Raw genomic sequence first — 16,961 nt, forward strand, 5'->3', positions numbered from 1 at the left:
CCGCCAGGAGACCGCCATGACCATCTTCGTCTTCCTCGGCTCGCTGCTCGGCGCGATGGCGCTGGGCATCCCGATCGCCTATGCGCTGCTGCTCTCGGGTGCCGCGCTGATGGTGCACCTGGACATGTTCGACGCGCAGATCCTGGCGCAGAACGTGATCGAGGGCGCCAACAGCTTCCCGCTGCTGGCGGTGCCGTTCTTCATGCTGGCCGGCGAGATCATGAACGTCGGCGGGCTGTCGCGCCGCATCGTCAAGCTCGCGCTGTCGCTGGTCGGCCACGTGCGCGGCGGGCTCGGCTTCGTCGCCATCCTCGCCGCCTGCCTGCTCGCGGCGCTGTCGGGCTCGGCCGTGGCCGACACCGCGGCGCTGGCCGCGCTGCTGCTGCCGATGATGGTCAAGGCCGGCCACGACAAGGCCAGGGCGGGCGGCCTGATCGCCTGCGCCGGCATCATCGCCCCGGTGATCCCGCCCTCGATCGCCTTCGTGATCTTCGGCGTCGCCGCCAACGTCTCGATCGGCAAGCTGTTCCTGGCCGGCATCGTGCCGGGGCTGCTGATGGGCCTGTCGATCGCCATCGCCTGGTGGTGGGTGGTCAAGCGCGAGGCCATCGTGCCGCCGCCCAAGGCGAGCCGCGCCGAGCGGCTGCACGCGCTGAAGGATTCGTTCTGGGCCCTGCTGCTGCCGGTGATCGTGCTCGTGGGCCTGAAGCTCGGCGTGTTCACGCCCACCGAGGCGGCCGTCGTGGCCGCGGTCTACGCGCTGCTGGTCTCGACGCTGGTCTACCGCGAGCTGAAGTGGCACCAGCTCACCGAGGTGTTCGTCAGCGCCGCCAAGACCACCGCGGTGATCATGTTCCTGGTCGCCGCCGCGATGGTCAGCGCCTGGCTGATCACGGTGGCCGACATCCCGAGCAAGATGATCGGCCTGCTCGAGCCCTTCATGGACAACCAGACGCTGCTGCTGATCGCCATCATGCTGCTGGTGATCGCGGTGGGCACCGCGATGGACATGACACCGACCATCCTGATCCTGACGCCGGTGCTGATGCCGGTGGTCAAGGCGGCTGGCATCGACCCGGTCTACTTCGGCGTGCTGTTCGTGATGAACAACGCCATCGGCCTGGTGACGCCGCCGGTGGGCACGGTGCTCAACGTCGTGGCCGGCGTCGGAAAGATGAAGATGGACGACGTGACGCGCGGCGTGCTGCCGTTCATGGCCGCGCAGTTCATCGTGCTGTTCCTGCTCGTGCTGTTCCCCTCGATCGTGACCGTGCCGGCACGCTGGTTCTACGGCTGAGCGCCGGCCGACTTTCCCTCCCACCCCACCCGACCCGGAGACAACCCATGAAGCGCCTGTTCCTCAAGACCGTCCTGGCCGCCGTCGCGGCCGCTGCGTTCGGCCATGCCGCCGCGCAGGAGCGCACCATCAAGTTCGCGACCCAGAACCCCAAGGGCCACCCGATCGTGATCGGCATGGAGAAGTTCGCCGAGCTCGTCGCCGCCAAGAGCGGCGGCAAGATCAAGGTGCAGATGTTCCCCGGCGGCGTGCTCGGCGGCGACCAGCAGAACGTCTCGGCGCTGCAGGGCGGCACGCTGGACATGGTGTCGCTGAACGCCGGCATCCTGGCCTCGCAGGTGAAGGACTTCGAGGTGTTCGACTTCCCGTTCATGTTCGCCAACGAGAAGGAGGCCGACGCGGTGGTCGACGGCCCGTTCGGCCGCGGCCTGCTCGACAAGCTCGAGCCCAAGGGCATCAAGGGCCTGGCCTACTGGGAGCTGGGCTTCCGCAACATCACCAACAGCAAGCGGCCGATCCTCAAGGTCGAGGACATCGCCGGGCTCAAGCTGCGCGTGATCCCGAACGCGATCAACGTCGACTGGGTCAAGGCGCTGGACGCCAACCCGACGCCGATGGCCTTTCCCGAGGTCTACGCCGGCCTCGAGCAGAAGGCGATCGACGGCCAGGAGAACCCGGTCACGGTGATCAGCGCCAACAAGTTGTACGAGGTGCAGAAGCACCTGGCGCTGACCAACCACCAGTACAACCCGCAGGCGGTGATCGTCAGCAAGAAGCTGTGGGACGCGCTGTCCGAGGGTGAGCGCAAGATCCTTCAGGACGCCGCGCTCGAAGCCGCCGCGGTGCAGCGCAAGGCCGCGCGCGAGCAGGCCGGCAGCGCGCTGGACAACCTGAAGAAGAACGGCATGCAGGTCACCGAGCTGTCGGCGGCCGAGCAGGCCAAGCTGCGCGAGAAGCTCAAGCCGGTGATCGACAAGCACGGCGCGGCGCTCGCCGACACGGTCAAGGCGCTGCAGGCCGAGCTGGAAAAGGTGCGCAAGTGATGGCGACCACGACGAAGGTGCTGGTGCTCAATGGCATCAACCTGAACATGTTCGGCAAGCGCGACCCGGCCACCTACGGCACGGCGACCCTGGCCGAGATCGACGCGAAGCTGCACGCGCTGGGCGCGGAGCTGGGCGTGCAGGTCGAGTGCTACCAGACCAACCACGAAGGCGAGATGGCCGAGCGCATCCACGCGGCGCACGCCGACGGCACCGCCGCGGTGCTGATCAACGCCGGCGCCTGGACGCACTACAGCTACGGCCTCCGCGACGCGCTGGCGATCCTGAAGTGCCCGATCGTCGAGGTGCACATGTCCAACATCCATGCGCGCGAGGAGTTCCGCCACCACTCGGTGATCGCGCCGATCGCGCGCGGCCAGATCGCCGGCTTCGGTGTGGACAGCTACCTGCTCGCGCTGCGCGCCGCCGTCGCCGCGGTGCGGCCGGGCTGAAGAGAGGCCCGACCATGGTCATCAGCGGCAAGACCTCGCTCATCGCGCACATCGGCTGGCCCACGCACAGCTTCAAGGCGCCGATGATCTACAACCCCTACTTCGAGCGCGCCGGCGTGGACTGCGTCGTCGTGCCGATGGGCTGTAGGCCGGAGCACTTCGCCACCTTCGTGCGTGCCCTGTTCACGCTCGAGAACGTGGCCGGCGCGCTGATCACGATGCCGCACAAGGTGGCGGTGGTCGAGCTGCTCGACGCGGTGTCGCCGGCGGTGAACATCGCCGGCAGCTGCAATGCGGTCAAGCGCGACGCCGCCGGCCGGCTGGTCGGCGACATGTTCGACGGCGAGGGCTTCGTGCGCGGCCTCAAGCGCAAGGGCGTCCGGCTCGACGGCGCGACGGTGCTGGTGGTCGGCTCGGGCGGCGTGGGCTCGGCGATCGCCGCGTCGCTGGCGGCCGCGGGCGTCGGCACGATGGGCCTGTACGACGCGCGCGCCGAGTCGGCGCAGGCGCTCGGCGAGCGCCTGAAGACGCACTACCCGAGGCTCGAGGTGCGCACCGGCAGCAACGACCCGGCCGGCTGGGACGTGGTGGTCAACGCCACGCCGCTGGGCATGAACCCGGGCGACCCGCTGCCCATAGACATGGCGCGCCTGTCCAAGGACACCTTCGTCGGCGAGGTGGTGATGAAGCAGGAGATGACCGCCTTCCTGTCCGCGGCGCAGGCACGCGGCTGCCGCTTCCAGGTCGGCACCGACATGCTGTTCGAGCAGATCCCGGCCTACCTCGAGTTCTTCGGCCTGCCCAGCACCACCGCCGAGGTGCTGCGCGAGGTGGCCACGCTGGCGTATTGAACCGAAGGAGACCGCGCATGACCGCGACCCCCGACCGCGAGCCGCTGACCGACGCCGCCAACCCGCTCGGCCTGGACGGCATCGAGTTCATCGAGTTCGCCACCAGCCGCCCGCAGGCACTCGGCCAGGTACTGGAGATGATGGGCTTCCGGCCGGTCGCGCGGCACCGCTCGCGCGAGGTGCTGCTGTACCGCCAGGGCACGATGAACATCGTCATCAACGCGCATGTCAGCCACCACCCGCGCGCGGTGCAGCCGACCGAGACGCCGGTGATCGCGGCCATCGCGCTGCGCGTGCGCGACGCCGCGGCCGCCTACCGCCGCGCGCTGGAGCGCGGCGCCTGGGCCGTGCCGACGCACGTGGAGGTGATGGAGCTCAACATCCCGGCCATCCACGGCGTGGGCGCGAGCCGCATCTACTTCGTCGACCGCTACCGCGAGTTCTCGATCTACGACGTCGACTTCACCCGCATCCCGACGGTCGATGCGAACCCGCCGGCACTCGCCGGGCTGCACTGGTTCGGCGTGGTGCAGTACATCGGCACCGACCGCATGGCCGACTGGTGCGAGTTCTACGCCGAGCTGTTCGGCTTCGCCGAGCTGAGCGACGACGAACGCTTCGGCATCCTGCCCAAGGGCAAGGTGCTGAAGAGCCCGTGCGGCAGCTTCTTCCTGCAGCTGATCGAGCCCGAGCCGGGCATCCTCGACGTGGAGGGCGAGGAATCGCTGCAGCGCGTCGGCCTGGGCGCGCCCGACGTGCCGGCCGCGGTGCAGGCGCTGCGCGCGCGCGGCATGGGCTTCGTCGAGTCCAGCGGGGTGCACACCAGCGAGCGCGGCGCGCTGACGCAGACCCACCTGGGCACGGTCATGTTCGAGCTGGTGCACCACCAGGCCTGAGGAGGCGGCGATGAGTCAGCTCCAGGGGAATTTCGACGACTTCGGCATGGACACCATCACGCTCGCGGGGCCGCTGGCGGCCAAGCTGCGGACGATCCGCGAGGCCGGCTTCTCGCAGGTGATGCTGTCGGCGCGCGACCTGGTTGGCCACGAGCGCGGCTGGCGTGCCGCGGTCTACGAGGTCAAGGCCAGCGGCCTGCGTGTCACCGGCTTCCAGGTGCTGCGCGACTTCGAAGGCCTGTCGGGCCGGCTGCACGACTACAAGGTCGACATCGCCAAGCACATGCTCGAGATGTGCGCGGCGCTGGACTGCCACGTGATGCTGGTCTGCTCGTCGACCTCCACCCACGCCAGCGCCGACCTTGACACCATGGCGCGCGACCTGCGCAAGCTCGCCATGCTCGCGGTGCCGCTGAACGTGAAGGTGGCGTTTGAGGGCCTGTCCTGGGGCCGCTCGGTCAACGAGTTCACGACGGCCTGGGAGGTGGTGTGCCGCGCCGACGCGCCCAACCTCGGCCTCGGCCTCGACTCGTTCCATGCGGTGGCCAGCCAGACGCCGCTGGACGACCTGGACATCATCGACCCCTCCAAGCTCTTCCTCGTGCAGCTGGCCGACTTCATGTGGACCGAGGTGCGCTCCTTCGAGGAGCGCATCGCCACGGCGCGGCATTTCCGCGTCTTCCCCGGCGAGGGCGTGCACAGCGACGCGCTGGCCGACCTGGTGCTGCGCCTGGACAAGCTCGGCTACCGCGGCGACTACAGCTTCGAGGTGTTCAACGACGACTACCAGCAGATCCCGCTGGAGGCGGTGGCCGAGCGCGCGCGCCGCTCGGCCGTCTGGCTCGGCGAGGAGGTGCTGCGCCGCTCGGTGCCGCTGCCCAACCGCATGCGGCTGCGCGGGCGCGAGGTGATGCGCGGTTAGCCCGCCGGCGCAGGCCGGGTGCGCCGCCGCTCCCAGGCCCGGTCGAAGAAGTAGTGCAGCACGGTGTTGACGGCCGGCTCGACGAAGGTGATCGCGCCGGCGATGGTCACGCTGCCGGTCAGTGCGTAGCCGACGCCGAACGAGGTGCCCAGGTGCCTCACGCCGAAGGTCGCGGTCTTGGCCATCGTGAACTCCAGATGAGAATCATTCTTGTCTGGAATGGTGCAGGCCCGGCGGCGCGCCGTCCAATCGCGGCGCTGCATGGCGGCGATAGCCCGCGGCGGGGCGTCAATGCCGCAGGTGCGGGTGGTCAGGAAAGGATTCCCCCCGCATGGTCGCCGACTGCCGACAGGCGGGCCGGAACGTGGCACGATGTCCGGCAAGGAGGCCTGCATCATGGGTGACGGCGTGTGGATGCTGGTGGCGGGGCTGGGGCTGGCCTGTGCGGTGCTCGTGGTGTTGCTGCTGCGGCGCAAACGCCCCGCAGAGGCCGCGCCCGAGGCGGCCGAGCCACCCGTGGCGCCGGCCGAACCGGTGGCCGCGCGCAGCGCCGAGACGCCCAAGCCGGCCGCCGCCACTCCCCCCGGGCTGGCCGGGGGCAGCACGCCGGCGCTACCGCCGCGCGTCCCCGTGGCCACCACGCCGTCGGCCGTGGTCGCCGCACCGGCAACGCGTCCGCCACGCAGCGTGGTTCCCCCGGCACCGGTGGTGGCCCGGGCGCCGCGCTTCGTGCTGCGCGATGCCCTGCCGATCGGCCCGGTGATGCTGCTCGAGCGTGCCGACCCGGCCGCCTGGGCCCTGGCCACGCCGGTGGAACCGACGCCGATGCAGCGCGACGCCTTGGGTGCGCTGCTGGTGCAGGCCGGGCGGCTCGAGGCCCCGGCCGGCGCCGAGGCCGGCCCGGCGCACTACCTGGTGCGGCTGCGCGGCGGCACGGCGTTGCCGCTGGCGCGCGGTGAACTCGCCGGAGCGCCGGGCGGCGACCTGCAGTGCGAGCCGCCGGACGCCATCGATCCGACCCAGGCCGCGGGCGTGGCGGCGATCATGCTGGCGCTGCATTGCGGCCCGGCCTACCTGAGCGGGCTGCGGGCCCGGGTCAGCGAGACCAAGTCGCTCGCGGCGGCGCTGCATCCCAAGCTGCTGGCGCAGGGCGAGGGCCGGCTCAAGGCGCTGCTGCAGGACCTGACGCGCTACCTGCGCGAGGCCGAGGAGAACTACGCCGGTGCGATCCGCAAGCCGGTGTTCATCGCCCGCGTCGGCGAGACCACGGCGCAGGCCGAGCAGGCCTGGCATCAGGCGCTGCAGGCACTGGCGGCGCCGCGCGCCCAGATCGAGGCCCAGCTCGGCGCGACCCGTTTCGGCGAGGTGCAGCTCGAGCGCTCGCTGGCCGCGCTGCGCGAGCTGCAGGGGCAGCACCGCCTGCTGGACGTGGCCGCGCGTGTGCTGGCCGGCTGGCACCAGCTGCGTCTGGCGCTCGGCGAGGCCGCCAGCGGCGCGGCCGCCACGCTGCGCGCCGCGCGTGAGAGCCTGGAGGCCGGCGCTGCGCTCGACCATGCGCTGCTGCAGCGCCTGGACCAGGGCATCGAGGCTGCCAAGGCGCCCGACTACGTCGGCAAGGCCGAGTTCCTGGCCAACCGCACGGCGGCGCGCGAGTTGCTGGGCAAGCTCGACGACAGTGCCCTCCTGGCCGGCAGTGCCTTCGTCGACCAGGTGCACGAGGCGGTCGAGGCCGGCTTCGCCGGCCGCGCCCCGCTGACCCTGCTGCTGCAGCTGGACGAGCAGGGCCGCGTGGCCGAGGTGCGGACGGCGTCGGCGCCCTGACGGGGCCGCAGGGGCCCCGCGTCAGCGCTGCAGCAGCTGGTTGACGCTGGACACGTCGTCGGGCTTGAGCACGCCGGCCGCCTGGCGCAGGCGCAGGCCGCCGACCAGCAGGTCGTAGCGTGCCTTGGCGAGTTCGCGGCGGGTCTGGTAGAGCTGGGTCTGGGCGTTCAGCACGTCGAGGTTGACGCGCACGCCGACCTTGTAGCCGAGCTGGGTGGCCTCGAGCGCGAGCTGGCTGGACGACTCGGCCGCTTCCAGCGCCTTCACCTGCGCCTGGCCGGACTGCACCGCGAAGTACACCTGGCGCGTGCCCTGCGCGACGGACCGGCGCACGGCCTCGAGGTCGTTGCGCGACTTCTCCTCCAGCGCCAGGGTCTCCTTGATGCGGTTCTGGATCTGGCCGCCGGCGTACAGCGGCAGGTTCAGCGTGACGCCGATCGCGCTGCTGGTTCCGTTGCCCGAGTCCTGGAACCACGATTGCGGAAAGAGGCCGGCGCGCGACAGGCTCGACACCGAGGCGTGGTTGCGCGCGTAGCTGCCATCCAGGCGCACCGTCGGCAGGTTGCCCGCGCGGGCCTTCTCGGTCTCGAGCTGGGCGATCTCCAGCCCCAGCTGGGCCTTGCGGATGGTGGGATGCTCGCTGTCGGCGCGCAGCACCCACTCGTCGGGGGAGCCAGGGGTCGTCGGCAGCACCACCGGCGTGGCCAGGCCCTTGGGGGCGATGCCGTTGCGGCCCACCAGCTGGTCCAGCGCGATGCTCTTGGTGCGCAGGTCGTTCTCGGCGGCGATCTCCTGCGCCGTGGCCAGGTCGAAGCGGGCCTGCGCCTCGCGCGTGTCGGTGATCGTGGCGGTGCCGACCTCGAAGTTGCGCTTGGCCGACGCCAGCTGTTCGGCGATGGCCGCCTTGCTGGCGCGCGTGGTGGTCAGCGTGTCCTGCGCCGCCAGCACGTCGAAGTAGGCCAGGGCGACACGCACGATCAGGTCCTGCTCGGCCGACGCCAGGTCGGAGCTGGCGGCGTCGTAGGCCTTCTGCGCCTGGTCGATGGTGACCGAGTTCGCCTTGTTGTAGAGCGGCTGGGTCGCGTTCAGTCCGACGGTCTGGGTCGTCGTGCCCGAGCGCAGCTGCGAGGAATAGGGTGTCTCGCTGTTGTTGCGCACCGCCTGCGCCTGCAGTCCGACGCTCGGGCGGTTCAGCCCGCGTGCCTGCTCGACGCGGTACTGCGCCGAGTCGTACTGCGCGCGCGCCGACTGGTAGGCCGCGTCGTAGCCGCGCGCCGCGTCGTACAGCTCCTGCAGGCTCTGCGCCTGCGCCGGTGCGGCGAACGCGCCGGCCAGCGCGAGCAGCAGGGGGGAGAGGCGCAACGGGAGGGCAGGCATGAGCGGGTCCTTGGTGGAGTCGGGTTCGGTTCAGTAGCGCGGCACGGACGGATCGACCTGCTGCGACCAGGCGTCGATGCCGCCGGCCAGGTTGTAGACCGACTCGAAGCCGGCGCGCTCCAGGAATGCGACGACCTGCGCCGAACGCACCCCGTGATGGCAGATGCAGAGGATGGGCTGCGCCGGGTCGAGCTCCGCGATCCGGCCCGGCACCTCGTTCATCGGCATGTGCAGCGTCTGCGCGCCGTCCAGGCGGATCGCCGCATGGCGGAACTCGAAGGTCTCGCGCACGTCCAGCAGCAGCCACGGCACCGGCTGCGCCTGGGCCACGAGCTCGGGAACCTCGGACGGCCGGACCTGCTGCATCGTGCTCAGAAGCTGAACCGGGCCGGTTCGTCGAAGCCGGCAAGGCGCGGCGCGACGGTGTCGAAAAGCTCGACGCTGGCGAAGCCGTGCTCGCTGCTGCGCGTCACCAGCGTGGCGCGCATCACCGGCTGCTGGCCGACGATGGCGATCAGGCGGCCGCCCACCTTGAGCTGGCCGAGCAGGCCCGGCGGCACCTCGGCCACCGAGCCGGACAGCATGATCGCGTCGAACGGCGCTTCGGCCGGCAGCCCGCGCGAGCCGTCGCCCTGGCGCACCACGGCGTTGGCGATCGCGGCGCGCTTCAGGTTGGCGGCGGCGAACTGGGCCAGCTCGGGCACGATCTCCAGCGAGATCACCTGCTGCGCGCGGTGCGCCAGCAGCGCGGCCACATAGCCGGAACCGGCGCCGACCTCGAGCACGCGCTCGTGCTTGTGCGGGTTGAGCTCCTGCAGCATGCGCGCCTCGACACGCGGTGCCAGCATGCACTGGCCGGCCGGCAGCGGCACCTCGGTGTCGACGAAGGCGAGCGAGCGGTAGGCGGCGGGCACGAAGTCCTCGCGCTTGACGACGGTCAGCAGCGAGAGCACGGCCGGATCGAGCACGTCCCACGGACGGATCTGCTGCTCGATCATGTTGAAGCGGGCTTGTTCGATGTTCATGGCGGGGTCCTCCGGACAGCCTTCGATTCTATTTGGCCGGGTTGACGGAAGCTGACGGCCCCGTGACCGGGCGCCGGGGAGCGAGTCGCTTCTTGATCCAGATCGACAGGTCGTCCAGGTAGCAGTAGATCACCGGCACCACCACCAGCGTCAGCAGCGAGGAGGTGATCACGCCGCCGATCACCGCCTGGCCCATCGGCGCGCGCTGCTCCGAGCCCTCGGACAGCGCGAAGGCCAGCGGCACCATGCCGAACACCATGGCCAGCGTGGTCATCAGGATCGGGCGCAGGCGCACGCGGGCGGCGTGCAGCAGCGCCTCTTCGCGGCCCATCGGCGCGACGTCCGCGGTCAGGCCGTGCTCGCCGGCATGTTCGCCGCGCCGCGAGCGGATCGCGAAGTCGATCAACAGGATCGCGTTCTTCGTCACCAGGCCCATCAGCATCACCACGCCGATGATCGAGAACATGTTCAGCGTCGAGCCGAACAGCAGCAGCGCCAGCACCACGCCGATCAGCGTCAGCGGCAGCGAGCTCATCAGCGCCAGCGGCTGCAGGAAGCTGCGGAACTGGCTGGCCAGGATCATGTAGATGAACACCACCGCGAGGCCGAGCGCACCCACCGCGTAGGCGAAGCTCTCGTTCATGTTCTTGGTCGAGCCGCCGAACACGTAGCGGTAGCCGGGCGGCCAGGCGATACCGTCGAGCACCTTCTTGACGTCGGCCGACACCTCGCCCGAGCTGCGGCCGAGCGCGTTGGCGTCGATGTTGATCTCGCGGTTCAGGTCGCGCCGGTTGATCTGGTTCGGTCCGGTGCCGCTGCGCACCTCGGCCACCTGCGACAGGCGCACGACACGCGCCGAGCCGTCGGCCGCCGGGGCGATGGAGATCGGCAGGCGCTCCAGGTCGGCCAGCGCGTCGCGGCTGGCCGGCGTGAGGCGCACGTTGACGTCGTAGTTCTCGCCGTCGGGGGCGCGCCAGTTCCCGACCGTCTGGCCGGCGATCAGCGTGCGCAGCGTGCCGGCCAGCGCGTTGACGTTCAGGCCGGCGTCGGCCGCCGCGTCGCGCTTGACCTCGATGGCCACGGTGGGTTTGTCGGGCTTGAGCGTGCTGTCGAGGTCGACCAGGCCGGGGATCTCGCGCAGCCGCGCCATGATCTGCTGCGACAGCCGCGCCAGCTCGTTCAGGTCGGTGCCCTGGATCGAGAACTGCAGCGCCTTGCCGCCGCCCAGGTCCACCTGCCCGATGTTGGTGACGGTGATGCCCGGGATGCGCGCCAGCCGTTCGCGGATCGGCACGGTCAGCTGGGCCACGCTGCGCTGGCGCAGGTGGCGGTCGACCAGGCGCACGTAGGTCGAGCCGTAGATCTTGCCGGCCGCGAAGCCGGCGTTGATGGTGGTGACCGTGTGGCGCACCTCGGGCAGTTCGCGCAGCGCGGCGTCGATCTGCTTCGCCCGCATCTCGGTCACTTCCAGCGAGGAGCCGACCGGGGTGTAGAAGTTGACCAGCGTCTCGGAGAAGTCGGCCTTGGGCAGGAACTCGGCGCCCAGCAGCGGGATGATGGCGAAGCTGCCGCCGAAGGTGGCCGCGGCCAGCCCCAGCGTCGCGAGCTTGTGCTTCAGCGACCAGCCCAGCAGGTGCTGGTAGACGTCGCCCAGCCACTCGGTGAAGCGGTCGAACAGCAGCGTCACGCGGCCGAGCGTGCGGTCGTACAGCGTGATGGGCGCGCCGCGGTGCGTGCCGTGCGCCGCGGGGTCGTGCCAGACCGACGAGAGCATCGGGTCGAGCGTGAAGCTGACGAACATCGAGATCAGCACCGCCGCGACGATGGTGATGCCGAACTCGTGGAAGAACTTGCCGACGATGCCGCCCATGAATCCGATGGGCAGGAACACCGCGACGATCGACAGCGTCGTGGCCAGCACCGCCAGGCCGATCTCGTTGGTGCCGTCCAGCGCCGCGTCGTGCGCGCTCTTGCCCATCTGCACGTGGCGCACGATGTTCTCGCGCACCACGATCGCGTCGTCGATCAGCAGGCCCACGCACAGGCTCAGCGCCATCATCGTGATGCCGTTGATCGTGAAGCCGAACACGTACATGAAGAGGAAGGTGCCGATCAGCGCGATCGGCAGCGTCAGCCCGGTGATGACGGTCGAGCGCCAGCTGTTCAGGAACAGGAACACGATCAGCACCGTCAGCGCCGCGCCTTCCAGCAGCGTGCGCTGCAGGTTGGCCACCGAGACGCGGATCGAGCGCGAGTTGTCGCGGTTGACCTCGAGCCGGACGCCCGGCGGCACCAGCGACTTCGCCTCGTCGAGCGCCTTGTAGAGCCCGTCGACCACCGCGATGGTGTTCTCGCCCTGGCTCTTCTGCACCGACAGCAGCACGGTGCGCTGACCGTTGTAGAGCGCCAGGCTCTCCAGCTCCTGCGGGCCGTCCACCACGTCGGCCACCTGCCAGAGCCTGACCGCGACGCCGTTCCTGCGCGCGACGACGATGTCGCGGAAGTCCTCGGGGCGCTTGAGCCGCGCGTTGATCTGCACCACGCGCTCCTGCTCGGACGAGCGGATCGCGCCCATCGGCAGCTCCTGGTTCTCGCTGCGCACCGCGGCGACGATCTGGTCGGTGCCGAGGCCGAACTCCTCCAGCGCCGCGGGCCGCACGTAGAGGTTGATCTGGCGTGCCAGCCCGCCGATCAGGCTCACCGAGCCGACGCCGCGCACGTTCTCCAGGCGCTTCTGCAGCACCTGGCCGGCCCAGGTGGTGAGCTCCTGGGGCGTCTTCTTCCCGTCGCTGGCCAGCACCGCGACGTTGAACACCGGCTGGCTGGCCGGGTCGAAGCGCGAGATGCGCGGCTCCTTGACCTCGTCGCGCAGGTTGGGGCGGATCAGCGCGACCTTCTCGCGCACGTCCTCGGCGGCCTTGCGGCCGTCGATGTCGAGGTTGAACTCGATGATCACGACCGAGCTGCCCTCGTATGAACGCGAGTACAGCGAGCTGATGCCGGCGACGGTGTTGACCGCCTCCTCGACCTTCTTCGTCACCTCGCTCTCGACGATCTCCGGCGAGGCGCCGGGGTAGTCCATCTGCACCACGACGGTCGGGAAGTCGACGTTCGGGAACTGGTCCACCGCCAGGCGCTGGTAGCTGAACAGGCCGAGCACCACGAAGGCCAGCATGACCATCACGGCCATCACCGGGTTGGCGATCGACACGCGGGTGAACCACATGCCGCGACTACCTCGACGACGCGGCGGACGCGGGGCCGACCAGGCGCACCGCAGTGCCGTCGCGCACCGCGCCGGCACTGCCGCCGAGCACCAGCGCGCCCTCGGCCAGGCCGCCGGTCACGGCCACCCAGGGCTGTCCGTCGACCTCGCCGCGCGCGCCGAGCTGCACCGGGCGCATCACCGTGCGGTGGTCGGCGATCTGCAGCACGTAGGGCTGGGCCAGGTCGGTGCGCACCGCCGCCAGCGGCACGGCCAGTGCCGGCTGCTGCGTGGTGGCGATGCGCCCGCGCGCGAACAGCCCCTGGCGCAGCGCCGGCTGGCGCTCGAGCGCGAGGTAGACCAGGATCGCGCGGCTGCCGGCCTGCGCGCTCGGGTTGATGCGTGCCACCGTGGCCGCGACCGGCACGGTCAGCCCGTCGACCTGCAGGGTCGCCGCCTGCCCGACCTGCAGCACCGCGGCCTGCTCGGGCGCGACGCTCGCCTCCAGCTCGATGCGCGACAGGTCGACGATCTCGACGATGCGCGCATCCACCGGCACCCGCTCGCCCGGCTGCACCAGCCGCGCGGCCACCTGGCCGCCGATCGGCGCCACCAGCGTGGCGTCGGCGCGTGCCTTGCGCGCCAGCTCCACCGCGGCCATCGCCGCCTGGTGGTTGGCCTGCGCCGCGGCCTCGTTGGAGACCGAGGTCTCCAGGCCGGTCGGCGAGATGAAGCCCTGCGCCACCAGCGCGCGGTTGTTCTCCAGCGCGCGGCGCGCGATGTCGAGCTGGGCGCGTGCCGACGAGGCGTTCTGCTCGGCCTGGCGCAGCCGCCAGTCGAGCTCGGTGGTGTCGAGCTGGCCGATCACCTGGCCGGGCCTGACGCTGTCGCCCTCGCGCACGGACAGCGACTTCAGCTCCGCCGCCACCTTGGCCTTCACCACCGCGCTGTTCACTGCCTTGAGCCCGCCGGAGACCTCGATCGTGCGGGCCAGCGGCAGCACGCGGGCGCTGACCACGTCGCCGGGCGCCAGGTCCAGCGCCGGCGCCTCGCGCGCGATGCCGCCCAGCAGCGCGGCGCGCTCGGCCTTGCGCGCCAGCAGCGTGCGCGTGGCCAGGCCGGCCAGCAGCAGCAGCACCAGCAGCGGCAGCAGCCAGCGCAGGTGGCGCCGCATCACGTGAGCAGCCCCTTGAGCACCAGCTCCACGTGCCGGCGGATGAACACATGCGGGTCGACCTCGGTGCTCGAGGGCACGCAGGCGCCGAGCGAGTGCTTGTGCAGGCACAGCATGATCATCGGCAGGATGATCGACAGCACCGCCGAGGGCACGTCCACCGGCCGGAACTCGCCGCGCTCGATGCCGCGCTGCACGATGCGCCCGACCAGCTGCTTGCCCGGCTCGACCACCTCGCGCACGTAGTACTCGGCGATCTCCGGGAAGTTGCGCACCTCGGTGATGACCAGCTTGAACACCGCCGAGGTCGGGCTGTCGACCACCCGGATCCACCAGGCGGTGAGCACCTCGGTGAGCAGGTTGGCGGTGCTGTCCTGGCGCTGTTCGATGTGCTCGGCCACCGCCGCGATCTCGTTGGACAGGCGCTGCTTGATCACCGCCTTGAGCAGCTCTTCCTTGCTCGGGTAGTAGAGGTAGAGCGTGCCCTTGGCCACGCCGGCGCGTGCCGCCACTTCCTCCGAGCGGGTGGCGGCGAAGCCCTTCTCGGCGAACAGCTCGAGCGCGGCGTCGAGAAGCTCCTGCGGGCGGGCTTCCTTGCGCCGCTGGCGGGGCGGGGAGATGGTGGACAAGATGGTGAAACTGATACTGACTGACCGGTCAGTAATGTAGGGCCCCGATCCAGGGCGGTCAAGCGGCCCGGCTTGCGGCAGCGCAGACTCCTAGAATCCGCCGCCCATGAAGCGACGATTCCTGCTCCCGGCGGCGGCCGCCGTCCTGCTGGCCGGCTGCGCCGGCGTCGGCGGGCCGACGGTGCTCACGCTGGACGAGGCGGAGCTGGCGCGCCTGATGGCGAAGAACTTTCCGCTCGAGCGCCGCGCGCTGGAGCTGTTCGACCTGACGCTGGACGCGCCGCGCACCACGCTGCTGCCGCAGAGCAACCGGCTCGCCACCGAGCTGGACCTGCAGGCCGTGGAGCGGCTCTCGTCGCGCCGCTACCAGGGCCGCATGGCACTCGACTACCGGCTGCGCTACGACGAGGCGGCGCAGGCCGTGCGCCTGGCCGACGTGCGCGTGCAGCGCCTGCAGTTCGACGAGACGGCGCAGCGCCTGCAGCCGGTCGTCGAGCGCCTCGGCGCGCTGCTGGCCGAGCAGCTGCTGCGCGACGCGGTGATCTACCGCTTCAAGCCGGAAGACCTGGAGAAGGCGGGCCGGCGCGGCGTGCAGCCCGGCGCCGTGACCGTGACCGCGCGTGGCGTGGAGATCACGCTCGTGCCGCGCCCCTGAAGGAGCCCGCTTGGAGCCCGACACCTGGATCCTGCTCGCCAAGGCCGCCGTGATGGGCGTGGTGGAGGGACTGACCGAGTTCCTGCCGATCTCGAGCACCGGCCACCTGATCCTGGCCGGATCGCTGCTCGGCTTCACCGACGACAAGAGCAAGGTGTTCGACATCGCGATCCAGACCGGCGCGATCCTGGCGGTGGTGATCGTCTACTGGGCCAAGCTCTGGGGCACCGCCACCAGCCTGGGCAGCAGCGCGGCGGCACGGCGCTTCGTGCTCAACGTGGTGATCGCCTTCTTGCCGGCCGTCGTGCTCGGGCTGCTGTTCGGCAAGGCGATCAAGGCGCACCTGTTCACGCCCACGGTGGTGGCGGCGGCCTTCATCGCCGGCGCGCTGGTCATCCTGTGGGCCGAGCGGCGCGAGTCGTCGGCGCGCATCCACTCGGTGGACGACATGACGCCCTGGGACGCGCTCAAGGTCGGCCTGGTGCAATGCCTGGCGATGATTCCCGGGACCAGCCGCTCGGGCGCCACCATCATCGGCGGCATGCTGCTCGGGCTGTCGCGCCGCTGCGCCACCGACTTCAGCTTCTACCTCGCGATCCCGACGCTGGTCGGCGCGGGGGCCTACAGCCTGTACAAGGAGCGCGCGCTGCTGTCGCTGGCCGACCTGCCGCTGTTCGCCACCGGGCTGGTGTTCTCGTTCCTCTCGGCCTGGCTGTGCGTGCGCTGGCTGCTGCGCTACATCTCCAGCCACACCTTCGTGCCGTTCGCCTGGTACCGCATCGTCTTCGGCGTGATCGTGCTGGTCACCGCCTGGACCGGCCTGGTGGTCTGGGCGGAGTGAACGCGAAACGACTCAGCGCCGCGTGAACACCAGGTCCCACACCCCGTGGCCGAGCTTCACGCCACGCTGCTCGAACTTGGTCGGCGGTCGGTAGGCGGGGCGCTCGGCATAGCCCGCCGCGGTGTTGACCAGCCGCGGCTCGGCGCCGAGCACCTCCAGCATCTGCTCCGCGTAGGGCTGCCAGTCGGTCGCACAGTGCAGGGTGCCGCCGGGGGCGAGCCGGCTCGCCAGCAGGGCGACGAAGGGCGGCTGGACCAGCCGGCGCTTGTGGTGGCGCTTCTTGTGCCAGGGGTCGGGGAAGAATACGTGCACGCCGGCCAGCGAGGCCGGGGCGATCATGCGTTCGAGCACCTCGACGGCGTCGTGCTGCACGATGCGCAGGTTGGTCAGCGCCTGCGCCTCGATGCGCTGCAGCAGCGCGCCGACCCCGGGCGGGTGCACCTCGACGCCGAGGAAGTCCGTGTCCGGCCGCGCCCGCGCGATGGCTGCGGTGGCATCGCCCATGCCGAAGCCGATCTCCAGCACCACCGGCGCCGCCCGCCCGAAGGCCGCGGCCAGGTCGGCCGGGCGGTCCTGCAAGGGCAGCACCCAGCGCGGGGCGAGTTCCTCGAGCGCGCGTTTCTGGCCGCTGCCCATGCGCCCGGCGCGCACGACGTAGCTGCGGATCGCGCGGCGCGGCGCGCTGTCGGGGGAAGGGGAATCCGTCATCGGTGCGGGGGCGCCGTCCCCTCGAGATGGGGGATGCGGTCGGGCGCCACGTGCCTAAGCTTCGA

General features: G+C 70.9%; 17 protein-coding genes. 9 read left to right on the forward strand and 8 right to left on the reverse strand.

All coding sequences use genetic code 11. From position 1 onward, the window contains the following. The first annotated feature begins 16 nt into the window (after positions 1 to 16). The 6 genes from D9C15_RS10065 to D9C15_RS10090 are packed head-to-tail and all read left to right on the forward strand — an operon-like array spanning position 17 to position 5,461. Positions 17 to 1,297, forward strand: a complete 1,281-nt coding sequence (locus D9C15_RS10065) for a TRAP transporter large permease (RefSeq protein ID WP_127997316.1) — start codon at positions 17 to 19, stop codon at positions 1,295 to 1,297. 47 nt (positions 1,298 to 1,344) lie between these two features. Beyond that, positions 1,345 to 2,340, forward strand: coding sequence for a TRAP transporter substrate-binding protein (locus D9C15_RS10070; RefSeq protein WP_127997317.1), 996 nt, complete (start codon positions 1,345 to 1,347; stop codon positions 2,338 to 2,340). Beyond that, positions 2,340 to 2,792 (forward strand): type II 3-dehydroquinate dehydratase, encoded by a 453-nt coding sequence (gene aroQ, locus D9C15_RS10075; RefSeq protein WP_127997318.1) that lies wholly within the window; start codon positions 2,340 to 2,342, stop codon positions 2,790 to 2,792. The genes D9C15_RS10070 and aroQ overlap by 1 nt, the downstream gene beginning before the upstream one ends. Before the next feature lie 14 nt (positions 2,793 to 2,806). Then, the gene (locus tag D9C15_RS10080) at positions 2,807 to 3,643 is read left to right on the forward strand and encodes a shikimate dehydrogenase family protein (protein ID WP_127997319.1); all 837 of its coding nucleotides are present in this window, start codon (positions 2,807 to 2,809) and stop codon (positions 3,641 to 3,643) included. Positions 3,644 to 3,660: 17 nt separating this feature from the next. Further along, positions 3,661 to 4,539, forward strand: a complete 879-nt coding sequence (locus D9C15_RS10085; protein ID WP_127997320.1) for a VOC family protein — start codon at positions 3,661 to 3,663, stop codon at positions 4,537 to 4,539. Between the two features lie 10 nt (positions 4,540 to 4,549). Further along, on the forward strand, positions 4,550 to 5,461 hold the full coding sequence (locus D9C15_RS10090; RefSeq protein WP_127997321.1) for a sugar phosphate isomerase/epimerase family protein: 912 nt from the start codon (positions 4,550 to 4,552) through the stop codon (positions 5,459 to 5,461). Here the strand turns inward: D9C15_RS10090 and D9C15_RS10095 are convergent. Then, the gene (locus D9C15_RS10095; protein WP_127997322.1) at positions 5,458 to 5,646 is read right to left on the reverse strand and encodes a DUF2061 domain-containing protein; all 189 of its coding nucleotides are present in this window, start codon (positions 5,644 to 5,646) and stop codon (positions 5,458 to 5,460) included. The two genes, D9C15_RS10090 and D9C15_RS10095, sit on opposite strands and share 4 nt — an antisense overlap. Before the next feature lie 187 nt (positions 5,647 to 5,833). Between D9C15_RS10095 and D9C15_RS10100 the strand changes: the two genes are divergently transcribed. Then, a complete protein-coding gene (locus D9C15_RS10100; protein WP_127997323.1) occupies positions 5,834 to 7,282 on the forward strand; it encodes a hypothetical protein in 1,449 nt (482 codons plus the stop codon). A 21-nt stretch (positions 7,283 to 7,303) separates the two neighbouring features. Here D9C15_RS10100 and D9C15_RS10105 read toward each other — a convergent pair whose 3' ends face one another. The 6 genes from D9C15_RS10105 to D9C15_RS10130 are packed head-to-tail and all read right to left on the reverse strand — an operon-like array spanning position 7,304 to position 14,692. After that, positions 7,304 to 8,659 (reverse strand): TolC family outer membrane protein, encoded by a 1,356-nt coding sequence (locus D9C15_RS10105; RefSeq protein WP_127997324.1) that lies wholly within the window; start codon positions 8,657 to 8,659, stop codon positions 7,304 to 7,306. Positions 8,660 to 8,689: 30 nt separating this feature from the next. Next, positions 8,690 to 9,025: a rhodanese-like domain-containing protein gene (locus tag D9C15_RS10110; RefSeq protein ID WP_127997325.1), complete on the reverse strand. Its 336-nt coding sequence runs from the start codon at positions 9,023 to 9,025 to the stop codon at positions 8,690 to 8,692. A gap of 5 nt (positions 9,026 to 9,030) precedes the next feature. After that, positions 9,031 to 9,684 (reverse strand): protein-L-isoaspartate O-methyltransferase family protein, encoded by a 654-nt coding sequence (locus D9C15_RS10115; RefSeq protein WP_127997326.1) that lies wholly within the window; start codon positions 9,682 to 9,684, stop codon positions 9,031 to 9,033. A 28-nt stretch (positions 9,685 to 9,712) separates the two neighbouring features. Further along, positions 9,713 to 12,910, reverse strand: coding sequence for an efflux RND transporter permease subunit (locus tag D9C15_RS10120; protein WP_127997327.1), 3,198 nt, complete (start codon positions 12,908 to 12,910; stop codon positions 9,713 to 9,715). Positions 12,911 to 12,917: 7 nt separating this feature from the next. Beyond that, positions 12,918 to 14,063: an efflux RND transporter periplasmic adaptor subunit gene (locus D9C15_RS10125; RefSeq protein WP_127997802.1), complete on the reverse strand. Its 1,146-nt coding sequence runs from the start codon at positions 14,061 to 14,063 to the stop codon at positions 12,918 to 12,920. Next, positions 14,063 to 14,692, reverse strand: coding sequence for a TetR/AcrR family transcriptional regulator (locus D9C15_RS10130; protein WP_310734468.1), 630 nt, complete (start codon positions 14,690 to 14,692; stop codon positions 14,063 to 14,065). Before D9C15_RS10130 ends, D9C15_RS10125 begins: the two co-directional genes overlap by 1 nt. Positions 14,693 to 14,798: 106 nt before the next feature. Here D9C15_RS10130 and D9C15_RS10135 point away from each other — a divergent pair, with 106 nt between their 5' ends. After that, entirely contained in the window at positions 14,799 to 15,347 is a 549-nt protein-coding gene (locus D9C15_RS10135; protein WP_127997329.1) for a DUF1439 domain-containing protein, read from the forward strand. Positions 15,348 to 15,375: 28 nt separating this feature from the next. Next, complete coding sequence (locus tag D9C15_RS10140) at positions 15,376 to 16,188, forward strand: undecaprenyl-diphosphate phosphatase (protein WP_375138782.1); 813 nt, start codon at positions 15,376 to 15,378, stop codon at positions 16,186 to 16,188. Between the two features lie 12 nt (positions 16,189 to 16,200). Here the strand turns inward: D9C15_RS10140 and trmB are convergent, their stop codons facing one another. Further along, positions 16,201 to 16,896 carry a tRNA (guanosine(46)-N7)-methyltransferase TrmB gene (gene trmB / locus D9C15_RS10145; protein WP_127997330.1) on the reverse strand — a complete coding sequence of 232 codons (696 nt, stop codon included), beginning with the start codon at positions 16,894 to 16,896 and terminating at the stop codon, positions 16,201 to 16,203. Between the last annotated feature and the right edge of the window lie 65 nt (positions 16,897 to 16,961).

Origin of the sequence: Piscinibacter defluvii, assembly GCF_004011805.1 — a bacterium.
Lineage (GTDB): Bacteria > Pseudomonadota > Gammaproteobacteria > Burkholderiales > Burkholderiaceae_C > Piscinibacter > Piscinibacter defluvii.